The organism is Sorangium sp. So ce295 (assembly GCF_051527405.1).
In the GTDB taxonomy this organism is placed as follows: domain Bacteria; phylum Myxococcota_A; class Polyangia; order Polyangiales; family Polyangiaceae; genus Sorangium; species Sorangium cellulosum_B.
Genome location: NZ_CP150324.1, coordinates 9,902,195 through 9,923,424 on the forward strand (window position 1 = coordinate 9,902,195; position 21,230 = coordinate 9,923,424).

The window sequence follows — 21,230 nt, forward strand, 5'->3', positions numbered from 1 at the left end:
TGAGGCTCGGCAGGCCTTCCGCCGCGTTTACGCGGAGGCGACCCTCGAGCCCTAGCGCGGCACATCGTTCGGCTGTGCGATGGTGGTCGCCTCCTTCGGCACAGTCGGTGTCGTGGCGGGCGACTGGCCCGGCGGAGGGCGGGCCTTCGTGCCGGCGGTCGGGGAGCAATACATCCTGTCGCTCTCGGCCGGCGGGGAGAGCGCCGGCGACCACGCGGGCGAGCCCTTCCGCGTCGTGCCGGGCCGGCGCGCCGCGCTGTTTTCACCAGGGCGATCCTGCTCGCTCGATGTCAGCGGGGAGTTTCACGGGCGGACCCTCGTGATCGACCGCGGAGCGCTCGACGCCCACTTCACCACGCTCACGGGCGCTGCGCTGCGCGGCGGTGCGTCGTGATCTCCGCAGGTGAGGCATTCAGGCAGCAGCAGGCGGCGACGCGACTGGACGTGGGCGACGGGAACCGGCGGCGCGCACACACCGAATGCCATGCAGGGGCCTGCGTCAACATCACCTCCGAAAGCGCCGGTTCGACACTGGCCTCAAGCTTGCACAGGCCGACCCGACCCTTCTCCAGGCTGCGCAAGTACAACATTGAAAAAAGGATGACCACCCATGCGGTCTCTTGCAGGTTCACTTCTCCACTCTCTGACGATCCCGGCTCTTTCCACCCTGCTGCTCGCGGGCTGTACCAGCGCCGGCCCCTCCGCGGCCGACGGCGATGAGAGCGGGGCGGCCGTGGGCGAGGCGCATGACGCGCTCACCCCCGAGCAGTGCACCTATTTCAATCCCAGCGGCAAGGTCCAGATCTGCCACCACACCGGCTCCGCGACGAACCCGTACACGATCCTTCGTATCAGCGACCAGGCGTGCATCAACGCGCACAGCGCCCACGACGGTGACTACATCACCAGCACCGACCCGAGCTCGCCGCTCTACGACCCGACCTGCAACGGCCAGGGCTGCCTCCCCGTGAACGCGCCGTGCGACGCCAACGTCCCGTGCTGCGACGGCCTGCTGTGCCAGAACGGCACCTGCACCGACCCCTGCGCCTCGGCCCCCTGCCAGAACGGCGGCGCCTGCGCCGCGACCGAGAGCGGTTACACCTGCTCGTGCGCGCCCGGCTGGACGGGGACGAACTGCGAGACCAACATCGACGAATGCGCGCCGAGCCCCTGCGTCCACGGCACGTGCAACGATCAGGTCAACGGGTACACCTGCTCGTGCGCGCCCGGCTGGACGGGGATGAACTGCGAGACGCCCGTCTGCGTCCCCATCACCTGCGCCGCTCAGGGAGCGACCTGCGGCTCGATCGCTGATGGCTGCGGCGGGGCGCTCGACTGCGGCTCATGCGGGTCGGGCTTCACCTGCGAGAGCGGCACCTGCCAGCCCGCGGCGCCAGCGTGCCCGTGTGATGGCATGTCCGGGTGGGGTCCCCCTGCCCCCCCCGTCAAGTGCATCAACTACTCGGGTTCCATGGGCCCCGGCAGCATCTACTACTATCTGAAGAGTGAGGACAATGGCCACGAGGGCCCCTTCGTCGGGTTCGCTGTCAACGGCCAGTTCGGCCCGGAGCCCGACCAGTGCGGATACGTGTCGGTGGCCAACACCCTCACGACCATGCCGCTCACCAGCCAAGCTCAGGCAGACGCCTGCGTACAGAGCTTCCTGAGCTTCGCCGGCAGCTGCCCCTGAGCTGCGCGACAGCCCAGGGCGGCGTCTGCTGAGGCTCGCCGTTGCCCCATGACGGCTCCGGCATGACGGTGAATTAAGGAAAAACCAGGGCTAGTACTACAGTTGCAGTTTGCTGCCTGGCGAACTGGCGCAACCATCTAAGCCTCGGGATGCTCGACGTCGGGCTCGGCGAGACGGTGGGCACCCGGGCTCTGCAGCTCGCACCAGGTTTGCGCGGAACCGCATTGACGAGTCGTCCGGCCCGGAGCATGTGCAACTGTAGTACTGACCAGCGCGTGCAGCATGGATGTATGGTGGGACGGCCACTACGCAGGCTTGACTTTCGAATCGCGTTCGGATACCCCCGCCCCGCCCCCTCGGCGGCCGATGGGCCGACCTCCACGGTGCTGCGGGGTGTCTTCACTTCACAGCCTGCGGGGCACCGCAATGCGCCAATTTTACATCAATTCAGTGCTTGCCTTTCAGAGCGTGCCTCTTCGTCACAGCCGCGTTGCGCGCTCCATGCAATTCATAGCAAATCGAGTTGTGCGCTCCACGGTAGAGCGCACACAGCAGTCCTAACCTGGGAGGAATCACAATGAACGCAAGACGCGCTGGCGCTTGCAAGTGGATCAGTCTGATGTTTGCCGTGGTGACTCTGGCATTGTCACCGAGCGCAAGGGCAGACATCTGCTGGAACTGGGCCTTCGATACCGAGGCGGGGACGTTTCTCACGACGGGAACCCTGAACGGAAGCGGCGGGGCAGATCCGGCCAACTACACGATCCTTGACATGACGGTGACGAATTCCACTTTATCGGACAACATCGGCAGATCCCTTGCTGCGGGAACCCTCAACGAGCAGAATCAGCCGATCCAGGCGTTCCAGTGGAACGGAACGGCACCCACACAATGGTCGCGTGGTAACGGTGCCTACACCAATGGCTCGAACATCTTTGTGACCGGCACCGAGGGGCGCTACTTGTTCTATCCCGGATTCTATCAGGTTTCGTCGTCGGAGTCCGTGGTCGTCGTGCAGGCCACGTCCATAACGCTCGCGCCCAGCGGTTCGACCTGCACGACCGCCGCGTCCGGCGCGGGCGGCGGGGGTGGCATGGGCGGTGGTATGGGCACCGGCGGCGCCGGCGGCGATGGCACCGGCGGCATGGGCGTCAGCGGCGCCGGCGGCGATGGCACCGGCGGCATGGGCGTCGGCGGCGCCGGCGGCGATGGCACCGGCGGCGCCGGCGGCGATGGCACCGGCGGCGCCGGCGGCAATGGCACCGGCGGTATGGGCACCGGCGGCGACACGACATCCACGACCACGGCCGCCACGACCGGCACCGGCGGCGCGGGCGGCAGCGAGGATGACGGCGGCTGCGGCTGCCGCATGACCGGCGACGGCTCGCCGCGGGGGGCGTCCTACGCTTCGCTCTTCACGATCGCGGCGGCCGCGCTCGGGGTGCGGCGCCGGCGCTCGCGATCCCGGTAGACCGACAGCAGCAGGGGGAGGCATCTCAGAAAGTCTCCCCGCCGCACCGCAGGTCCGCATGAAACGCCTTCTCCAGCGAGCACGTCATCGAGCGGCAGCTCGGGCAACGCCCTGCGGACCCTACCCGCAGCCGAGCTCGGCCGTGAACCTCGGCATGGACCGGCCATCGCCGAAAGCGAGAAAGCAGCGCAGGCGTCCTCGGCAGGAAGGCTCAGCACCTCACAGATCAGGCGCGCAGATTCGCCAACACCCCGCGCTGTGAACGCGTAGGGTCACGTAGTGTCATTTCGGATGCTCTCCTGTAAACCTCCCGGCACACGTAGTGTCACTCAATCCGATGCCGGGACGCCGCGGCAATGACCGGCATCCCGGGGCTTCGCGCCCGCCCTGGCTCGGCGCGTCCCCAGCATCCCCAATCCCTGGCAGGACTGTTCCGTGGGGCCGAACCGTTGCGATCTGTCGGATCCTCCGGGATTTTGGGAGAGCGTGACGACGGATCGCACCCCCTCGGGAGCCAGGGACCCAACCCGGACCCAATGAATAGGCGTTTGCGGGACTGCGCCTGAGCAGCAGCGGCGGCGAGGTCCCGGCGCAGTCCCGCAAACGTCGGGTTGGACCGGGCCGGTTCGCGGCCGGGCGAGGCGGTCGCGGGGTCTATGGGGATCCTGCCCGAGAAGGCAGCAGAGGGCGGGTGCGGCGGGGCTTGCACGCGTGGTGCATCCCGCCGCCACGACGTCGGGCGCAGACGTGCCGAGACAGAGCGCGGTGCCGACGGAGGCCCAGCAGCACGCACGCCACCGACATGGACGGCGCAAAAGGCGGATCGATGCCTGACCGCCACGCGACGGAGGTGGTGTTGTTGCTCCTGCCCAGGCCAGCGATGCTCATGACGTGTCCGGAGGAGCAGCGGAAGAGGCGACGACGCACGACGGCAGCGGGCGGCGAGCCATCGCAGCCTGGCCGCAGCGAGGACAGATGGACAGGTCGATCCCCGTGAGCGCGGTGAGCAGCGTGCACCAGTCGACCTTGACGACGTGGCGCGCAGAGGGCTCGTGCTCGTGCGAGCGGCCTTCCCGGTGCTCATCTCCCCCGACAGCGCGCTGCCCTGCGTCTCGCGCCGCCAGGATCCTCGTGCGTGCCACCTCGAGCGTGGTGGTGGCGTGACACGCTGCCATCAAGCCGAAGTGTCGGATCTTCACGAAGCGATGAGGCAGCACGTGCAGCAGGAAGCGACGGAGAAACTCCTCTGCGGAGAGCGTCACGGTCTTGTCTCCGCGGGTCCGGAAGCACACGCCGCGCTCATCCATCGACCGCAGTCGGTGATTGGACAGCCCGACGCGGTGGGTATAGCGACCGAGGTAGGCAAAGACCTGCTCGGGCCCAGCGAAGGGCGGCTTGGCGTAGACCACCCAGGGCTTGCGGTAGAGCGCGTCGAGCAGCGCAGCGAAGGCAGCGGGGGTGGCCAGCGCGGCGGCCCCGCCGGTCAGGTCGAGCTCTCCGGCGTCATAGGCCTGTCGAAGCGCGGCGAGCAACTTGCCACGGAAGAGCTTGCCGAGGACCTGCACAGGAAAGAGGTAGCCGCGCCGCCCCTCGATCCAGCGCGAGCCGTCGAGCGAGAGCCCGCCGCCGGTGACGATGCAGTGCAGGTGCGGATGGAAGCTCAGATTGCGGCTCCAGGTGTGCAGCACGGCGGTGACACCGATGTCGGCGCCGAGCCGCCTGGGATCGCGGCCGAGCGTGAGCAGGGTCTGCGAGCCGCACTGGAAGAGCAGATCGAAGACCGTCTGCGGGTTGACGAGCGCCAGCGGGCGCAGCTCGGCCGGGAGCGTGAAGACGACGTGGAAGTAGTGCGTCGGCAGGATGCGCTGCTGCCGCTCGGCGATCCACCTGGCCTGGCTGAGGCTCTGGCACTTGGGACAGTGGCGGTTGCGGCAGGAGTTGTACGAGGGCTGCTCGTGGCCGCAGCTCGTGCACACGTCGACATGGCCGCCCAGCACCGCGGTCCTGCACGCGGCGATGTCGCGCAGGACCTTGCGCTGGGCGGTGGAGACGGCGTGGGCGCGCAGGTAGGCCTCGCCGTGGGCGCGGACGATATCCGCGACCTCGAGACGAGGCCTACCTGTCGCCGCGGGCCGCGGCGCCAGGCGATGCGGGTGCACGCGACCTCAGCCGAGCTTCTTCTTGGCCTCCTGGGTGCCGAGCACTTCGGCCGGGCTGCGGGTGCGACCGACGTGAGCCTGGCTGACGCGGACGTAGCGGACGGTGGTGCGGATGGAGCGGTGGCCGAGCAGGGCCTGGATGACGCGGATGTCGGTGCCGAGCTCGAGCAGGTGGGTGGCGAAGCTGTGCCGGAGCACGTGCGGGGTGACGCGCTTGTGCAGCTTGCAGCGCCTCGCCGCCTCGCGCAGCGCGTTGCGCACCGCCTCGTGCGAGATGACCGAGCCCGGCTTGCGACCCGGGAACAGCTCCGGTCCAGCCGGTCTCTCCGCCCGCCAGTAGATGCGCAGCGCGGTCAGCACGGGGGCGCTGAGCATCACGTACCGATCACGCCCGAGCTTGCCATTGCGGACGTGGATGAGGTTGCGCTTGCTGTCGACGTCCTCGACCCGCAGCGAGCAGACCTCATCGATCCGCAGACCGGCGCCGTACGCCGTCAGGACGATCGTGCGCTGCTTGACCGAGCCGATCGCGTTGAGCAGCGCCTCGACCTCGGTGCCGCTGAGGACCGGCGGCAGCTTCTGGGGTACCTTCGGCCAGGGGATCGCGACGGCGACCTCCGGACGCCCGAGCGTGGTGGCGTAGAGGAACTTGATCGCCGCCACGTACTGGTGCTGCGTCGCCTCCGCGATCTTTCGCTGCTCGGCGAGGTAGAGCAAAAACGCGCGCACCTCGTCGAGACCCATCTGCTGCGGCGGCTTGCGGTGGTAGGCTACGAAGGCCCGTGCGCAGCGGAGGTAATTGTCGCATGTCGACGGCTTGTATCGCCGCAGCTTCAGGTCTTCGGCCATTCGATCGCGGAGCTGTCCCATCGCTGCCCTCCTGGTGGACGCGGCGCCCGGGCAGGGGCGTCGCGACCGGCAGGGTGGGCAGGGAATGAGGCGGCGGGCGGCCAGTCCTGCGCGGCGCCGGGCTCTTTTTTCGCAATAAATACTGGCAAAGGCCGCGCTGCGGCAGCAATGAGTGCCGTGACAACCGCAGCGAAGACAAGGATCCGAGCCGCAGCAGGAAATCGCGGCTCGGTCTCCGCAATGCTTAATGGAGCAGGGCCCGCAGCATCTTCTTGAGCCTCACGCCGAGCTCCTGCACCTCGTCAGCATCGAGCTCGCTCGCGGCCCCGAGCGCCGCCGCCAGGTCCATGGCTCCCAGGGTCTCGTGGAGGCCTACGCGGGGCGCGAGGGCGGCGTTTTCATCGCGGTCGCGGTCGTCGTCGCGATCGACCTCAGCAGGGACAGGAGCTGCCGCGAAGCGGCTTGGTCCAACTGTTAAGTGGTCCTGCCCCATGGCTGGGAGGAGCGCCAGAGCCAGGTGAAGCAGACGTACACGATGCTGTGGAGCGTTCCCATCTCCATTTGGGCCTGGTTCGTTGACCAACTCCCCTTCCTCTCCGAGGCGCTACACGAGGCCCCGCTCGTGAGCACGCTCGTCCATCGGGGCCCATTCCAGCGCTCCCTCGCCGATCACTCGCCCATCGACTACCTCCGCACCTCCTTCGCGCCCCACCTCGGCGCCGAGCTCACGGGTGGACATGAGCGCGCCGAAGTGAAGCCGGAGACCGGCTATGTTCCGCGGCCATGCGCCCGTGTGCCCTCGCGCTTCCTTGCTGCGCGCTGCTCGCCGCCTGCTCCGAACCTGCGCCCGACGCCGCACTCATCGGGAGCGCCGCGGGGCGGATCGTGGGTGGGATCCCGGACACGCTCCGCAGCTACGTCGTCGGCGTCGGTGACGACTTCGGCGTGTTCTGCACCGGCACCCTGATCTCGAAGCGCGTCGTGCTCACCGCGGGGCACTGCTACGCGAACAACCAGGGGCCGCAGGGCGGGATCACCGAGGTGTTCTTCGGGCCGGACACCCGCCCCGACGCGGATCCGCCTTCCGTCGCCGTCCCCACGGTCAAGACCGTCCTGCACCCGGAGCTGAGCTTCGAGACGCTGCGCTTCGACCTCGCGCTCGTGCTGCTCGCGGCCGACGCGCCCTCGCAGCCCGCGCCGATCCTCCGCGAAGCGCTGGCGAACTCGCCCGAATGGATCGGGCCGAGCTTCACCTTCGTGGGGTACGGCGATGACACCCTGGGAGGCGTCGACGTCCGGCGCGCGGCGACGTTCCCGATCGCGGCCGTGGGGCCGGCGGAGGTCGGGATCGACACGAAGACGGGGCCGATCGACGAGACCATGTTCTATTACCGCAAGCCGGGCAAGAACACGTGCAGCGGCGACTCGGGCGGCCCTTCGTTCGTGCCGCGCGGAGGCGTCGAGCGGCTCGCGGGGGTGACGTCGTTCGGAGATGACACATGCCTCGTCGACGGCGTGAACGCGCGCGCCGACGGGCCGGTCGTGACGGCGTGGATCCAGCCGACGATCGACGATCTCGAAGGTGACGATCCGTGCCGCGCCGATGGGATCTGCGACGAGAGCTGCAACATGGACGCAGAGCTCGTCGATCCCGACTGCGCCGAGAGCCACTGCAGCGCCGATGGGATGTGCGTGATCTCCTGCGTGGCGCCGTTCGATCCCGATTGCACGGGAGTCGACGACTGCGCCGCGAACGGCGTGTGTCATCCGTCGTGCGTGCCCGTCGACGTCGACTGCCGAGGATCGACCTCCAGCGCTCCGAGCGACGGCGGGGCGGGAGGGAGCGGCGGCGCCGGGGCAGATCGCGATGAGGGCGGCGGGTGCGCCTGCGCGACGCCCGGGTCGCCGGACGGCGGCGCGCAGCGGCTGCTCCCGGCGGCGGCGCTGGCCGTGGCGCTGTGGAAGCGGCGCCGGCGCTGAAGCCTTCTCACGACCGTTCGCGCCCCGCGAGGGCACGTCTCTTGGCACATGTCAAGCCGTACAAAGGTCCAATGGCCCGGGCTTCGCGCTGCCCCTAGCGTGCCCGCGCGAGCCGGCCGAGGCCGGAGCGCACCATCGCTCCACCAACGAGTCTCCAAGGAGATGCAACCATGCCCCTCTCTCATCGTGCCGGTCGCGCGCTCCTCGGCGCCGGCGGTCTTGCGCTCCTCGCATTCATCGGCGCCGCCTCCTGCTCCGACGGCTCGGACGGCGGAGGCCCCGGCGGCACCTCGCCCAGCGGTCCCGCGGCGCCTGCAGCTTCTCCGGAAGAGGTGATCTTCGCACGGGTCTACTACAAGGACGACGCCGACATCGACCGCTTGGCCGAAGAGGGGCTCGACCTCCTCGAGCACGCCGACCGCAAGGCCGGCTGGGTCGAGGCCTTGCTGGACGAGCAGCAGGTTGAAGACCTCCTCTCGGAAGGATACCGCGTCGACGTCGTGCGCCGTGAGACGATCGTGCCGCGGAAGGCCGGGCGCGCCGGCGGCATCCCCGGCTATCCGTGCTACCGGACCCTCGAGGAGACGTACGCCTCCATGAACGCGCTCGTCACCGCGTATCCCACCCTGGCCACGGTGATCGACGCCGGCGACTCGTGGGACAAGGTGACGCCAGGCGGCGCCGCTGGATACGACACGCTCGTCCTCAAACTAACGAACAGCGCGATCGCCGGGACGAAGCCCAAATTCTTCCTCATGGGCGCGATCCACGCGCGCGAGTACACCACCGCCGAGACGGTGATGCGCTTCGCCGAGCAGATGGCGAACGGATACGGCACCGATCCCGACGCCACCTGGCTCCTCGACAATTACGAGCTGCACGTCATGCCCATCGCCAACCCCGACGGGCGCAAGACGGCCGAGCAGGGCTATTACCAGCGCAAGAACAAGAACAACTCGAACGGCGGCAGGTGCGCGAACCCGCCCACGAGCTCGAACCAGTTCGGCACGGATCTCAACCGCAACAGCTCGGTGCACTACGGCGGCGCCTCGACCAGCACCAACAAGTGCGACCAGGTGTATCGCGGCCCGAGCGCCGTCTCCGAGCCCGAGACCGCCGTGCTCCAGAACTACATGGCCTCGATCTTCCCCGACCAGCGCGGCCCGCTCGACGCCGATCCGGCTCCGAGCGACACCACGGGCATCATGATATCGCTCCACAGCTATGCCGACCTCGTGCTCTACCCCTGGGGCTGGAGCACGGCCGCGGCGCCCAACCTCGCCCAGCTCCGGACGCTCGGGCGCAAGTTCGGGTACTTCAACGGGTACCCGGTGTGCCAGCCGGGCAACTGCCTCTACAACGCAAGCGGCACGACCGACGACTGGGCGTATGGCACCCTCGGGATCGCGGCGTACACGATCGAGCTGGGCACCGCGTTCTTCGAGTCGTGCACGACCTTCCAGAACACCGTCCTTCCGGCGAACAACCCGGCGCTGCTCTACGCCTTCAAGGCCGCGCGCCAGCCGTACCAGACGCCGCTCGGGCCCGATTCCCTGAGCGTGGCGGTCTCTCCCTCGGGCGCCGCGGCCGCAGGCACGATGGTGACGCTGACGGCGACCGCGGACGACACCCGCTACGACAGCAACGGGTATGGGACCGAGCCGACCCAGAACATCGCCGGCGCCCGCTACTCGGTCGATGCGCCCTCGTGGGCGAGCGGCGTGACCCTCGTGGCGTTGAGCGCGTCGGACGGCACCTTCAACGCGGCGCAGGAGGGCGTGACGGCGACGATCGACACCACGGGCTGGACGAGCGGCAAGCACCTGGTGATGGTCGAGAGCCAGGACACCGCCGGCAACTGGGGTGTTCCGAGCGCGGTGTTCATCACGATCCAGTGACCTGCCTTCGCGCTCGTCCCGCCGTGCTACGGGCGCGCATGCCCTTCCGCGTAGTCGACCTTCGGCCGATGCCGATCGTGGTGCAGGGAAAGCTCGAGGGCAGCAGTCGCCTGGCGAGATGTGCCTCTTTCATCACAGACACGTTGCGCTCCATGCAATTCATGGTAAAGCGCGCTGCGCGCTCCGTGGTAGAGCGCACGAAGCAATCATAACATCGGAGGAATCGCAATGAACGCAAGACGCGCTGGCGCTGGCGCTGGCAAGTGGATCAGTCTGATGTTTGCCGTGGTGATTCTGGCATTGTCACCGAGCGCAAGGGCAGACATCTGCTGGAACTGGGCCTTCGCTACCGAGGCGGGGACGTTTGTCACGACGGGAACCCTGAACGGAAGCGGCGGGGCAGATCCGGCCACTTACACGATCCTTGACATGGCGGTGACGAATTCCACTGATTCGGGTTTCGTCGGCAGATCCCTTGCTGCGGGAACCCTCAACGAGGGCAACCAGCCGATCCAGGCGTTCCAGTGGAACGGAACGGCCCCCACGCAATGGTCGCGTCAGAGCGGTACCTTCACCAATGGCTCTTCCTTCTATGCGACCGGCACCACCATAAGATACGTGTTCGCTGCCGGAGTCTATAGAGTTGAGTCGGTGGGTTCCCCCTACGTCGTGCAGGCCCAGGCCACGTCCGTAACGCTCGCGCCCAGCGGTTCGACCTGCACGACCGCCGAGCCTGACCTGACTGCAGCGCTCACGGACTCGGCCGATCCCGCCTCGCTCGGGGACAGCTACAGCTACACGCTCACCATCGACAACGTCGGCACGGCCGATGCGACGAACGTCGATGCCAGCACGACGCTCTCCGGCGCGACGGGTACCGTGACTGCTGCCGTTGCATCCCAGGGCTCGTGCACGGTGACGGGTGCCACCATCGACTGCGCGCTGGGTACGCTCTCTGCCTCGGGACAGGCCACGGTCATCATCACGGTGGAGCCTGGTGCCACCGGTACCGTCACCGCGAGCAGCACGGTGAGCGCCAACGAAAATGATCCGAATCCCGGGGACGATTCCGACAGCGAGTCGACGACCATCAATAATGCGCATGGGTGCACCATCGTCGGAACCAGCGGCAACGACACGCTCAACGGCACCAGTTCGAATGACGTGATCTGCGGCCTGGGCGGCAACGACACCATCAAAGGCAACAACGGCAACGACACCCTGTACGGGGGCTCGGGCAACGACGTGCTCGATGGCGGCAACGGTGACGACGTACTGCACGGCGGGGACGGCGACGATACGCTGGGCGGCGGCAACGGTCAGGACACGCTGTATGGAGAAGCGGGGAACGACTCGAACTATGGAGAAACGTTCCTGGGCAGCCTGCTGTACCTGTTCGACAACGGCAACGACACCATCTACGGCGGGCCCGGCGACGACAACCTCGACGGTCAGAAAGGAGACGACACGCTGATCGATCACGAGGGTACGGACATCATGTCCGGCGGCCTCGGCAACGATACGATCGACGTGGCGGATGGTCAGGGTGGCGATACGGCAAACGGCGATCTCGGATTCGACACGTGCATCACCGACGGGGGCGACACGGCCACGAGCTGCTGAGCGCGTGACGCGCGCGCCCGGCCTCGGAGACGCGTTGGGATGATCGAGGCTGACGCCCCCCTGGGCCTTTCACTCTCTCCGGGTTTGATTTAGGGTACGCTACATGAAGCGCCTCACCTCGATTCTCTCCTTCTCCACGATGGTCTTGCTTCCAGCGGCGGCGCACGCCGCGGCGGAGAAGCTCCTGCTGATGGAGGTCGTCGTCTCCCCGACACAGGCCGAGTCCGTCGCGATCCGGAACCCCGGAAACACGCCGATCGTCCTGACCGATTATTACCTCGCCGATTACAACACTTATTACAACGTGGCCGTCGCCGGGGGACCCGCCGCCACCAGCGACTTCATCGTGCGATTCCCCGCCGGCGCTGTCATCCAGCCGGGTGAGACCCAGTACGTGGCCATCGCCGGCGGCGAGTGCTTCAGGACCTCCTGCGGCGTGACGAGCCCGTTCACCGGATACGGGATCTATCCCACGTACGAGATCGCAACGGGCGCCGCGACCACGACGAGCCCCGCTGTCCCTGACATGCTCGTACCGGTCACGAACGGGGTCGGCACCGCGTGGGGGTTCACCAATGGGAGCGAGCCGGTCATTCTGTTTCACTGGGATGGCATGGCGGACCTCGTGACCGACGTCGATTACGTGTTTTATGGAACGGCGGGGCCCCAGGCCCCGGTGAACAAGACGGGCGTCACGGTCAACGGCTCGACGTACCTGCCGGACACGGCGGACAATCCCGCGCTTCACGCGCCCCTGTCGATGAGTACGACAACGATCAACACGTGTCGCGTGGACCTCACGGAGACCGGCGAGGTCACGATGGGCAGCAATGGCGTCAGCGGCCGCGACGAGACCAGCGAGCCCTGGTCGACGACCTGGACCGCGTGCGCCGTGCCGAGCGCCGCCGATATCGACCTCGACACGGTCCTCAACAGCATGGATAACTGCCTCACGGTGTCCAACACCGCGCAGACCGACACCGACGCCGACGGCGTCGGCGACGCCTGCGACAACTGCCCGACCGTGGCCAACATGGTGCAGTCCGACGCGGATGCCGACGGCGTCGGCGACGTCTGCGACAACTGCCCGACGGTGCCGAACCCCAACCAGGCGGACTCCAATAGCAATGGCATCGGCGACGCTTGCGACGCGTCGGGCGCGGGCGGCGAGGGTGGCATGGGCGGTGGTATGGGTGGCGGCGGCGGCATGGGCGCCGGCGGCACCGGAGGCAGTGGCACCGGCGGCAATGGCACCGGCGGCAATGGCACCGGAGGCAGTGGCACCGGAGGCAGTGGCACCGGCGGCAATGGCACCGGAGGCAGTGGCACCGGCGGCAGTGGCACCGGCGGCACCGGCGGCGATGGCACCGGCGGCGATGGCACCGGCGGCACCGGCGGCAATGGCACTGGCGGCAATGGCACCGGCGGTACGGGCACCGGCGGCGACACGACATCCGCGACCACGGCCGCCACGACCGGTACCGGCGGCGCGGCCGGAAGCGAGGATGACGGCGGTTGCGGCTGCCGCATGACCGGCGACGAGTCGCCGCGGAGCGCGTTTTACGCTTCGCTCTTCACGATCGCAGCGGCCGCGCTCGGGGTGCGGCGCCGGCGCTCGCGATCCCGCTAGACCGACAGCAGCGGGGGAGACCTTTCAGAAGATCTCCCCGCCGCACCGCCTGGAGGGCTTCAAAAAATGCGGGGCGGCGAGGACCTCCGCGGCGAAGCGCTGAAGGCCGCCTGGGTCGTTCACGAGACGATCGGTCGACTGCTCGGGCTGGATCGCGCTGGAGGAAGAGGCCGCGCGCTGGAGCGAGCGCGACCGGCTCCTACGGGGGGCGCCGAGGCGGACGTACCGGGTGGGCCGGAACAGCGCGCTCGAGGTGGCGGAGAATGCCAACGGGTTTGAGACAGTCCGGACGAGAATCCTATGAGGGGATCGCGCTGAGGGGCGCGTTCCGGCTCTGGGCCCCAACCGGTCGAGATCGGGGCGGCCGCGGCACGGCGGTGGGTGCAGCGACGGGCTCGGACGCCGCGCTGGTCGTGCCCGTGTGCGGCGGCGCCGCGTCCTCGCATGCGGCGGCGTCGACGGACAGCGGATTGATGGCTACCGAAGCGGGCGGCCTGCGTACGACGGGCGGACCGTTCGGGAAGCGTTCGGGATGCGCGGCGTAGGCCGTGTCGAGGGCGACCTGGCGCCGAGCCGCGATATCTTCGACGCGGCCATAGAATACATCAGCAGGTGTGAAGAGCGCAAGGCCAGAATGCTGATGAATGTCGTTATACCAGCTGAAGAACTCCTGGCACCACGCTCGTGCATGAGCCAACGAGGCAAAGCGTTCCGGATAGTCGGGCTGGTATTTGAGCGTCTTGAACTGCGACTCGGAGAAGGCGTTGTCATCGCTGACGTGAGGCCGGCTGAAGCTACGAACAACGCCGAGCGAGCCGAGGAGCTGAGCAAGCCCCTCCGACCTCATCGCGGAGCCGCGGTCGGCGTGCACCGTGAGCGAGCCGGGCTCGACGCCGTGGCGGGTGACGGTCTCTGCGAACAGGTGCTCGGCGAGCTCTGCGCTCTCCCGCTCGGCGAGCAGCCAGCCGACGGTCATGCGACTGAACAGGTCGAGGACGACGTACAGGCAGTAGAAGACCCCGGGCAGCGGCCCGCGCAGCTTCGTTATATCCCACGTCCAGATCTGGTTGGGGGCCGTGGCGGTGAGCGTCGGCTTGGCATGCTTCATCGGCCCACGCTGCGCGCGGCGCTCGCCGCTCTCGCCGGACGCCGCGAGCAGGCGGTACATCGTGCGGATGGAGGCGAGGTAGACGCCGCGCGACAGCAGCGTCGCGTAGACCTCCGGTGGTGGCTGGTCGACGAACTCGTCGCTGTGCAGCACGTCGAGCACGGCTTGCCGCTCGGTGTCGCTGAGCCCGCGTGGGCTCGGAGCGGGCCTGGTCAGCGCGGGCGGCTTCGCGGGCAGGGTCTGCCGGTAGAGCGTGGCGCGGCTGACGCCGAGTGCCGCACACGCCTGGGCGATGGGGACGTGCGGGTCATCGAGCTCCTCGATGACGTCCATCAGCGCTCTTCGTCGTTCGTGAGGTTGATGCCCAGAATGGCAGAAACTTTTTTTTGGAGATCAATGAGCTTCTCAGCGAGTGCGAGCTTCTCCTCGAGGCGCGCTGAGCGCTTCTCGAGCTCGGCGATGCGCCGATCCTTCGCGTCCTGCTTCGGCTTGCGGCCGGGCTTTCGCCCCGCGAGAGCCTCGCTGCCATGGAGTGCGAGCTGCTTGCGCCACGCCGTCAGGAGGGAGCTGTAGATGCCCTCGCGACGCAACAGTGCCTCGATGTCCCCGCGCTGGGTGCACGCGGCTGCCTCGCGAACGATGCGCAGCTTCTCCGCCGCCGAGAACTTCCGCCTCTTGCCCGGCTTCGGCATGGCCTCGACGGCGACGCCACTCGGGCGGGGAGCAGCGCCCTGCGCCGCTGGGGCGGGGGTAGGATCGACGGATCGGAGATGGGAAGGCTTCGGCACGGGTCAGGTCCATTCTCCGCCCTCTCACCACAGATTTCCAGGGGCAGCCTGTCTCACCCGACGTTGGCACAGAGGGTGGCGGGGGCGTAGGCGGCTCCTCACCTCGCCTTCGCGGGCCCGTCGGCATCTCACGAAACTGACCGCGACAGTGCTAGGGTGCCCGCGTGCCGACGATCTTCACCAAGGGCGATCTCCTCAACACCCCGGATCTCCACGCGTACGCGCACGGCGTGAGCTGCGCGGGCAACATGGACACGGGGATCTCCGTGACGTTCAAGAAGCGCTGGCCGGGCCTGCTCCCGGCGTTCGAGCAGCGGAGCGCCGAGCGGAAGGTCCAGCTCGGGGAGGCGTTCGTCTGGAGCGAGGGCAGCGACACCGTGTACAGCCTCGCGATCCAGGAGAACGCGACGAAGAGGCCCTCGCTCGCCGCGCTCGAGCGCTCGCTCGCCGCGATGGTGACGCACGCCGCCGGGGCGGGGATCGCGCGGATCGGCGTGCCGCGCGTGGGCGCCGGCAAGACCGGCCTCGAATGGCTGCGCGTCAAGAGCATCCTCGTCAAGGTCGCCAACGACAAGCCGGTCACGCTCGTGGTCTACGAGCAGTTCGTGCGCGCCCCGGGCGCCTGACCCCAGCGCTGGAGGAGGCGCGGTACCTCAGGGGCGCGCCGCCCGGCTCGCGGTGATCACGACACCGCACCGCTCCCGGAGCCCGGCGCTCGGCGTGCGATCGAGCGGGCGGTCACGGGCTGGGCTTGGCTTTGTCCCGCAGGTAGAGGGCCTCCACCTGCTGCCGGGCCCACGGGGTCCGTCGCAGGAAGTGCAGGCTCGATTTGATGCTGGGATCGTACTTGAAGCAGCGAATGTCGATCATGCGTCCGAGCTGCTCCCAGCCATGCTGCGCGACCAGGTGCTCGAGGATCATCTGGAGCGTGACACCGTGAAGAGGATTGTCGGGCTGGGGCTGCGTCATCTCGATGCTCGGAGGGCGATCGCCCCGGAGGGCCGGCGTGAGCCCGCGCTGTAGCACGTCGCGCGGCGGCCGCCGCCCCCACGCAGCCCGCGCGCGGCCCCCACGCGGCCCCCACGCGGCCCCCACACGACCAACGACGGGTGGATGAGAAGGTTTACTTCTTCAGCCAGGTCTGGGTCCTGCCGAGGAGGGAGATGCCCAAGAAGCCGCGCACCTTGAGCTTCTTGCCGCCCTCGATCGCCTCGAGCTTGCAGCTATAGGTCTCGCCGTTGTTCGGATCCAGGATCGTACCGTCATCGTACTCGTCGTCGTCGCGGACCATGTTCCAGATGATGACGAGCCCCAGAATCGGCTTGTTCTTGTAGGCACCCTCACAGGCGGTGCAGATCTTCGGCTTCCCCTTCTCGTCGAGCGGCTGCTTCAGGCTCACGATCTTGCCGAAGATCTTCCCGCCCCTCTCGTAAATCTCGACAACCGACTGCTCGACCCCCTGCTCATCGATCGTCCGCCACTGACCGGTCACAGGGAGAGGATCCGCGAGCGCGATCGAACTGGCGAGGGAGCAGCCCAAGGCGGCCAAAAGAGCCAAGAACCTCTTCATGTCGTCACAACTCCTTTCATCGGTCTGCGAGGCCACGGCGTTCGGCCCTGGCGTGGTGCTTGATTCGCATGTCGGTGCGCGCCGCTGAGTGCGACATGCCTTGGAGGGGGGACGGGGCGCCGCGCCGTTTGTTCATCGGGCCGGAGGGAGCGGCGGCAGGAGGCAAAGCTCTGGTCAGAGGGGGAGCCGGACGGTCGACATGGCTCCCCTCGCAGCAGCCCTGCGGCGCAGTGGACGTCATTTTTCCCCGAGGGTACCGAGCGGGTTCGTGGAGCGCAACGGCGCCGTGCGGCGGCGCGCCGGAACGTTTGGTGGCCCGAGAACGGTCGATTCCACAGGGCTGGATCCCGACGTGGCCAACCTGCCCATGGCCCGCGCCTCGGCCGCGCGTCCGTCCGTGCTGGGCCGGTGCGATCCCGCCGACGGAGGCGGTCATGTAAGGTTCTCTATGTCAACCAGCGCGCACAGAAGAGATTGTTCGGGGACGAGTGGGCCACCTCACCCCGAGCATCCTCCGTTCGGCGCCGATCCGGGGCCGGGACATCGAGGCTGCGCGCTTCGCCGGCAGGCAGCGCTGCTGGCCGGTCTGGTCGTGGCCTGAACAACGACGAGCGCCCACCCCGGAGAAACCCGCTTGACCCTCTCGCAACGGGAGGGTCTAGGATCCCTTCAACTTGAGAGGAAAGGCATGTTGCTGAAGATTGGCGAGCTCGCCCGGCGCACCGGGCTGACCGTTCGCGCCTTGCGGCACTACGACGAGATTGGCCTGCTGGTGCCGTCCGGAAGGTCCATGGGTGGCTATCGCCTGTACGACCGGAACGATGTCGCCCGGCTGTACCGCATCCAGGCGCTGCAGCGCCTCGATCTGTCGCTGGCTGACATACAGGACTTGCTCGACAACGCGGCCGGCGGGCTCTCGGAGGTAGTGGCCCGGCAGGTGGCGCAGCTCGACCGCGAGATCCTGCAAGCGTCCGCGCTGCGCACCCACCTGCTCGCCGTGCAGGGTCAACTGCAGGCCAACGAAGAGCCCGGCATCGACGACTGGCTCGTGGCGCTCGAAAGCATGGTCGCGGGCTCGAAGTACTTCAGCGAGGACGAGCAGCGCACGCTCAAAGCGCAGCGCGACGGTCTCACCAGCGCTGTGGCGCCCGAGCGCGCCGGATTGTCGGCGAGGCTGCACGAGCTGGTCGCGGCCGGCGCATCGCCCGAGAGCCCGCAGGCACAGGCGCTTGCGCGACGCTGGATCGAGCTGCTGCTCGAAGAAGCCGGCGGCGACGAAGGCCTGCTGATGAAGCTCTACTCCATGCACTGGAACGAGCCGGCGCTCCACGCGCTGACCGGCGTGGACCGCGCCGGCATCCGGTACATCTCGCATGCGATGGCCTTCGCGCGTCTTCAGCTCTACGCGCCCTACTGCAGCGCCGGCGACATGGCCACGCTGCGCCAGCACTACGTTGCGCAGACCGACGCATGGCCGCCGCTCATCGCCGAGCTTCGGCGACAGATGGCGGCAGACGCGCCCGCCGACGGCGCAGCCGTGCGCGCTCTCGCGCTGCGCTGGCAGGCGCTGTCGCTGGCCAAGGCCGGCGGCGACGCCGCGCTGGACGCGAAGCTGCGAGCCGCATTCCGCCACGACCCGGCCCTGCGCGCAGGCTCGGGCATCGACGCGGCGCTGGCCGACTATGTCGGGCGAGCCATCGCACGGCTCGGCGCCACATCGACCTCCTGAACGAATTGAATCCCGAAGGCCTCACGTGAACGCAAGAACGCAGAAGAATCCTCATTTCTTTACCGGCAACTACGCGCCGCTCCGCGAGGAGCACGACATCGCGGCGCTCGAGATCGAGGGGACCCTGCCGCCCGAGCTGGAAGGAAGCCTGTACCGTGTCGGCCCGAACCCGCAGTACACGCCGCGCGACGACGACTACCACTGGTTCTCCGGCGACGGCATGGTGCATGCGTTCCACATCGGCGCCGGCAAGGTGTCGTACCGCAACCGCTGGGCGCGCACGCCGAAGTGGCAGCTCGAGCACGAAGCAGGGCGCGCGCTCTTCGGCACCTTCGGAAACCCCGCCACGAGCGACCCGATGGCGCGGGGCCGCAACGGCGGCACGGCCAACACCAGCATGCTCTGGCACGGCGATCGGCTGTTCGCGCTCGAAGAGTCGCATCAGCCCTTCGAGATCGACCCCGGCACGCTGGCTTCCAGGGGGCACCAGAGCTTCGGCGGCCGCGTGACCTCGCGCTGCACCGCGCACCCCAAGATCGACCCCGAGAGCGGCGAGCTGCACTTCTTCGCGTACTCGCCCGACGGCCCTTGCTCGCCGAGCATGCTCTACGGCGTGATGGACACGCGCTGCGAGGTCACGCAGCTGCAGTCGTTCACAGCGCCGTATGCCAGCATGGTGCACGACTTCATGGTGACGCGCGGGCATGTGCTCTTTCCCGTCACGCCGCTGACGCTCAGCGTGGAGCGCGCCATGCGCGGCAAGCCGCTGCTGGCCTGGGATGCAGGCTTGCGGACCCACGTCGGCGTGATGAAGCGCGGGAGCGCGGCCGACACGCTGCGCTGGTTCCAGACCGACGCCTGCCACATGTTCCATGGGATGAACGCCTGGGACGACGGCGACACCATCGTGGCCTACGTCATGCAGTCGGAGACCGCGCCCGGCCTGCCCGACGCCGAGGGCCGCCCCGGCGACCCCGAGGCGATGGCCGCTCGCCTGTGCCGCTGGACCTTCGATCTGGCGGATGCAGGCGCCGGCTTCCGGCGTGACTACCTCGACGATCTCGTGGCGGAGTTTCCACGGATCGACGAGCGCTACACGGGGCGGCGCAACCGCTACGGCTTCACCACCTGCCATGCGACCTCGCGCGCACGAGGCGACTCGGAGAGCGTGCTTTACAACAGCCTTGCCCGATTCGACTTCGACACCGGCGAACGCAGCATTCACACGCTGCCGCACGGCGACGTGGTGTCCGAGCCGGTGTTCGTGCCGCGCGCGGAGGACGCGGCCGAGGGCGACGGCTGGCTGCTCGCCGTGGCCTGGCGTGAACAGGCGAAGCGCAGCGACTTGCTGGTGTTCGATGCCATGCGCCTTTCCGCTGGCCCCGTCGCGGTCGCCCGCTTGCCGCACCGCGTGCCATTCGGGTTCCACGGCACCTGGCGGCCCAGCGTGTAACTCGGCTCGGGATGCCCTTCGCGGACCTACGTGCTCTCTCCGCCGGCGTGAAGGATCCGAAAGCGATCGGGGGCCGCCGGATCTCGATCAACGACCTGGACTGGCGGCCAGGCCCACTGCCAGACGCTGATGCCTGGCGTGCGGGAAAACCGGATCTGCCCGCGGGTGCCTTCGACGGCGACGCGCGCCCAGGATCCGGCAGTGCGCGCCCGGTCCGCGCCCTGAGAGCGCAGCACATCGGCGAGGACGGCGACCGTGTCGTAGCCCTCGAAGGCGACGAAGGAGGGCGCTTCGGTCAGCCGCTCGCGCAGCGCCGTCTCGACCCGGGCGCCGAGCGGGCTGAGGCGCTCGGGCAGGTAGCGCAAGAACGGGATCGCGGCGCCGTCGGCGCCCAGCAACGTCGCCCATCCGGCGAACTCCGGCTGCCCGGCCGGAGCACCCATCATGATCTCGGCGAGGCGCTTGTCGCGGCGGACAGACTTGACGATCGACACCGCCGGCTCCGGGTAGCCGACCAGAAGAAGGAGGGCTGTCGCGCGATTGTCGACGAGCTCGTCGCACACGGCCGCGGGGGCGAGCGCGCGCATGTCGAGCTCGATGACGGCGCCGCCGCGTGGAGCGAGGTAGTCCCGCAGAACGCGGGCCCCAGACGCCCAGTAGACGCTCGAATCGGCCGCCACGGCGATGCGCCTGTGGCCCGCGCGGAGGAGGAAGTCCGCGTAGATCCGCCAGCCGTGGGACTGCGCCGGGGCGAGGCGCGCGACCCATTCCGCTGGCTGTTCGGTGAGCGCGTCGAGGACCGCCGACGAGCAGAGGAACGGCAGGCCGAGGGCGTCGGCCCTGCCGGCAGCGGCGCGAGCGACGACGCTGTGATACTCCCCCGCCAAGGCAGCCACGCCCAGGCGAGCCAGATCATCGACGGCCGCCGCGGCCCTCTGTGGATCAGCCGCGGTGTCTCGGACCACCAGCTCGAGGGGTCTTCCGACGATCCCGCCGGCGTCATTGACCTCGCGAACGGCCAGCGCGAGTCCAGCGAGCAAGTGCCGGCCTGCCTCGACCCAGCCGGGCCGAGTCAGCGGAACGAGAGCGCCGATCTGGACGGCTGATCCGTCGGTCCGCTCCGCTCCAGGTAGCGGCAGTGGCGTATTCATGGGTTGGCGTCACTCATGCAACGATTCGTTGCACTATGCCTGGAAGGGGCCACCTGAGCAAGGCTCGCGAGAGCGCGCTGTCCTGGCCTCGCGCGGCCGGCGTGGGGATGACTCGGCGCTCGCCTCGCGAC

At 68.5% G+C, this 21,230-nt stretch carries 15 protein-coding genes and 1 pseudogene; 10 read left to right on the forward strand and 6 right to left on the reverse strand.

The window, feature by feature from the left end; genetic code table 11:
* Positions 1–79 precede the first annotated feature (79 nt).
* The 3 genes from WMF11_RS37620 to WMF11_RS37630 all read left to right on the forward strand — a co-directional run bounded on the left by WMF11_RS37620 (position 80) and on the right by WMF11_RS37630 (position 3,161).
* Positions 80–394 carry a hypothetical protein gene (locus WMF11_RS37620; protein ID WP_437974199.1) on the forward strand — a complete coding sequence of 105 codons (315 nt, stop codon included), beginning with the start codon at positions 80–82 and terminating at the stop codon, positions 392–394.
* A 216-nt stretch (positions 395–610) separates the two neighbouring features.
* Positions 611–1,690, forward strand: coding sequence for a calcium-binding EGF-like domain-containing protein (locus WMF11_RS37625; protein ID WP_437974200.1), 1,080 nt, complete (start codon positions 611–613; stop codon positions 1,688–1,690).
* Positions 1,691–2,309: 619 nt separating this feature from the next.
* Positions 2,310–3,161 (forward strand): MYXO-CTERM sorting domain-containing protein, encoded by an 852-nt coding sequence (locus tag WMF11_RS37630; protein ID WP_437974201.1) that lies wholly within the window; start codon positions 2,310–2,312, stop codon positions 3,159–3,161.
* An 884-nt stretch (positions 3,162–4,045) separates the two neighbouring features.
* Here WMF11_RS37630 and WMF11_RS37635 read toward each other — a convergent pair.
* Both WMF11_RS37635 and WMF11_RS37640 read right to left on the reverse strand, forming a co-directional pair.
* Positions 4,046–5,320 (reverse strand): IS91 family transposase, encoded by a 1,275-nt coding sequence (locus tag WMF11_RS37635; RefSeq protein ID WP_437974202.1) that lies wholly within the window; start codon positions 5,318–5,320, stop codon positions 4,046–4,048.
* A gap of 6 nt (positions 5,321–5,326) precedes the next feature.
* Positions 5,327–6,190: a tyrosine-type recombinase/integrase gene (locus WMF11_RS37640; protein WP_437974203.1), complete on the reverse strand. Its 864-nt coding sequence runs from the start codon at positions 6,188–6,190 to the stop codon at positions 5,327–5,329.
* Between the two features lie 762 nt (positions 6,191–6,952).
* Here WMF11_RS37640 and WMF11_RS37645 point away from each other — a divergent pair.
* From WMF11_RS37645 to WMF11_RS37660, 4 genes are all read left to right on the forward strand, one after another.
* Positions 6,953–8,149 (forward strand): S1 family peptidase, encoded by a 1,197-nt coding sequence (locus WMF11_RS37645; protein ID WP_437974204.1) that lies wholly within the window; start codon positions 6,953–6,955, stop codon positions 8,147–8,149.
* Between the two features lie 170 nt (positions 8,150–8,319).
* Positions 8,320–10,047, forward strand: coding sequence for a M14 family metallopeptidase (locus WMF11_RS37650; RefSeq protein WP_437974205.1), 1,728 nt, complete (start codon positions 8,320–8,322; stop codon positions 10,045–10,047).
* A 228-nt stretch (positions 10,048–10,275) separates the two neighbouring features.
* Complete coding sequence (locus WMF11_RS37655) at positions 10,276–11,670, forward strand: calcium-binding protein (protein WP_437974206.1); 1,395 nt, start codon at positions 10,276–10,278, stop codon at positions 11,668–11,670.
* 103 nt (positions 11,671–11,773) lie between these two features.
* Entirely contained in the window at positions 11,774–13,300 is a 1,527-nt protein-coding gene (locus WMF11_RS37660) for a thrombospondin type 3 repeat-containing protein (RefSeq protein WP_437974207.1), read from the forward strand.
* Between the two features lie 466 nt (positions 13,301–13,766).
* Here WMF11_RS37660 and WMF11_RS37665 read toward each other — a convergent pair.
* Positions 13,767–15,106: pseudogene (locus WMF11_RS37665) on the reverse strand (IS3 family transposase); the annotation flags it as partial.
* Between the two features lie 254 nt (positions 15,107–15,360).
* Between WMF11_RS37665 and WMF11_RS37670 the strand changes: the two are divergent.
* On the forward strand, positions 15,361–15,822 hold the full coding sequence (locus WMF11_RS37670; protein ID WP_437974208.1) for a macro domain-containing protein: 462 nt from the start codon (positions 15,361–15,363) through the stop codon (positions 15,820–15,822).
* A 112-nt stretch (positions 15,823–15,934) separates the two neighbouring features.
* On the opposite strand, the gene WMF11_RS37675 is transcribed toward WMF11_RS37670, so the two are convergent.
* Together WMF11_RS37675 and WMF11_RS37680 are read right to left on the reverse strand one after the other, a co-directional pair.
* Positions 15,935–16,165, reverse strand: a complete 231-nt coding sequence (locus tag WMF11_RS37675) for a VF530 family DNA-binding protein (protein WP_044966495.1) — start codon at positions 16,163–16,165, stop codon at positions 15,935–15,937.
* 154 nt (positions 16,166–16,319) lie between these two features.
* Positions 16,320–16,766, reverse strand: coding sequence for a DUF2147 domain-containing protein (locus WMF11_RS37680; protein ID WP_437974209.1), 447 nt, complete (start codon positions 16,764–16,766; stop codon positions 16,320–16,322).
* A gap of 688 nt (positions 16,767–17,454) precedes the next feature.
* Between WMF11_RS37680 and WMF11_RS37685 the strand changes: the two genes are divergently transcribed.
* Positions 17,455–18,495 (forward strand): MerR family transcriptional regulator, encoded by a 1,041-nt coding sequence (locus tag WMF11_RS37685; protein ID WP_437974210.1) that lies wholly within the window; start codon positions 17,455–17,457, stop codon positions 18,493–18,495.
* A gap of 25 nt (positions 18,496–18,520) precedes the next feature.
* Complete coding sequence (locus WMF11_RS37690; RefSeq protein WP_437974211.1) at positions 18,521–19,948, forward strand: carotenoid oxygenase family protein; 1,428 nt, start codon at positions 18,521–18,523, stop codon at positions 19,946–19,948.
* 26 nt (positions 19,949–19,974) lie between these two features.
* Here WMF11_RS37690 and WMF11_RS37695 read toward each other — a convergent pair whose 3' ends face one another.
* A complete protein-coding gene (locus WMF11_RS37695; protein ID WP_437974212.1) occupies positions 19,975–21,099 on the reverse strand; it encodes an ABC transporter substrate-binding protein in 1,125 nt (374 codons plus the stop codon).
* Between the last annotated feature and the right edge of the window lie 131 nt (positions 21,100–21,230).

Bases quoted from the DNA above. Each gene is read 5' to 3' on its own strand.
- WMF11_RS37645 (WP_437974204.1), top strand. From the start codon at position 6,953: ATGCGCCCGTGTGCCCTCGCGCTTCCTTGCTGCGCGCTGCTCGCCGCC.
- WMF11_RS37625 (WP_437974200.1), top strand. From the start codon at position 611: ATGCGGTCTCTTGCAGGTTCACTTCTCCACTCTCTGACGATCCCGGCT.
- WMF11_RS37620 (WP_437974199.1), top strand. From the start codon at position 80: ATGGTGGTCGCCTCCTTCGGCACAGTCGGTGTCGTGGCGGGCGACTGG.
- WMF11_RS37695 (WP_437974212.1), bottom strand. From the start codon at position 21,099: ATGAATACGCCACTGCCGCTACCTGGAGCGGAGCGGACCGACGGATCA.
- WMF11_RS37630 (WP_437974201.1), top strand. From the start codon at position 2,310: ATGTTTGCCGTGGTGACTCTGGCATTGTCACCGAGCGCAAGGGCAGAC.
- WMF11_RS37660 (WP_437974207.1), top strand. From the start codon at position 11,774: ATGAAGCGCCTCACCTCGATTCTCTCCTTCTCCACGATGGTCTTGCTT.
- WMF11_RS37650 (WP_437974205.1), top strand. From the start codon at position 8,320: ATGCCCCTCTCTCATCGTGCCGGTCGCGCGCTCCTCGGCGCCGGCGGT.
- WMF11_RS37655 (WP_437974206.1), top strand. From the start codon at position 10,276: ATGAACGCAAGACGCGCTGGCGCTGGCGCTGGCAAGTGGATCAGTCTG.
- WMF11_RS37640 (WP_437974203.1), bottom strand. From the start codon at position 6,190: ATGGGACAGCTCCGCGATCGAATGGCCGAAGACCTGAAGCTGCGGCGA.
- WMF11_RS37675 (WP_044966495.1), bottom strand. From the start codon at position 16,165: ATGACGCAGCCCCAGCCCGACAATCCTCTTCACGGTGTCACGCTCCAG.
- WMF11_RS37685 (WP_437974210.1), top strand. From the start codon at position 17,455: ATGTTGCTGAAGATTGGCGAGCTCGCCCGGCGCACCGGGCTGACCGTT.
- WMF11_RS37680 (WP_437974209.1), bottom strand. From the start codon at position 16,766: ATGAAGAGGTTCTTGGCTCTTTTGGCCGCCTTGGGCTGCTCCCTCGCC.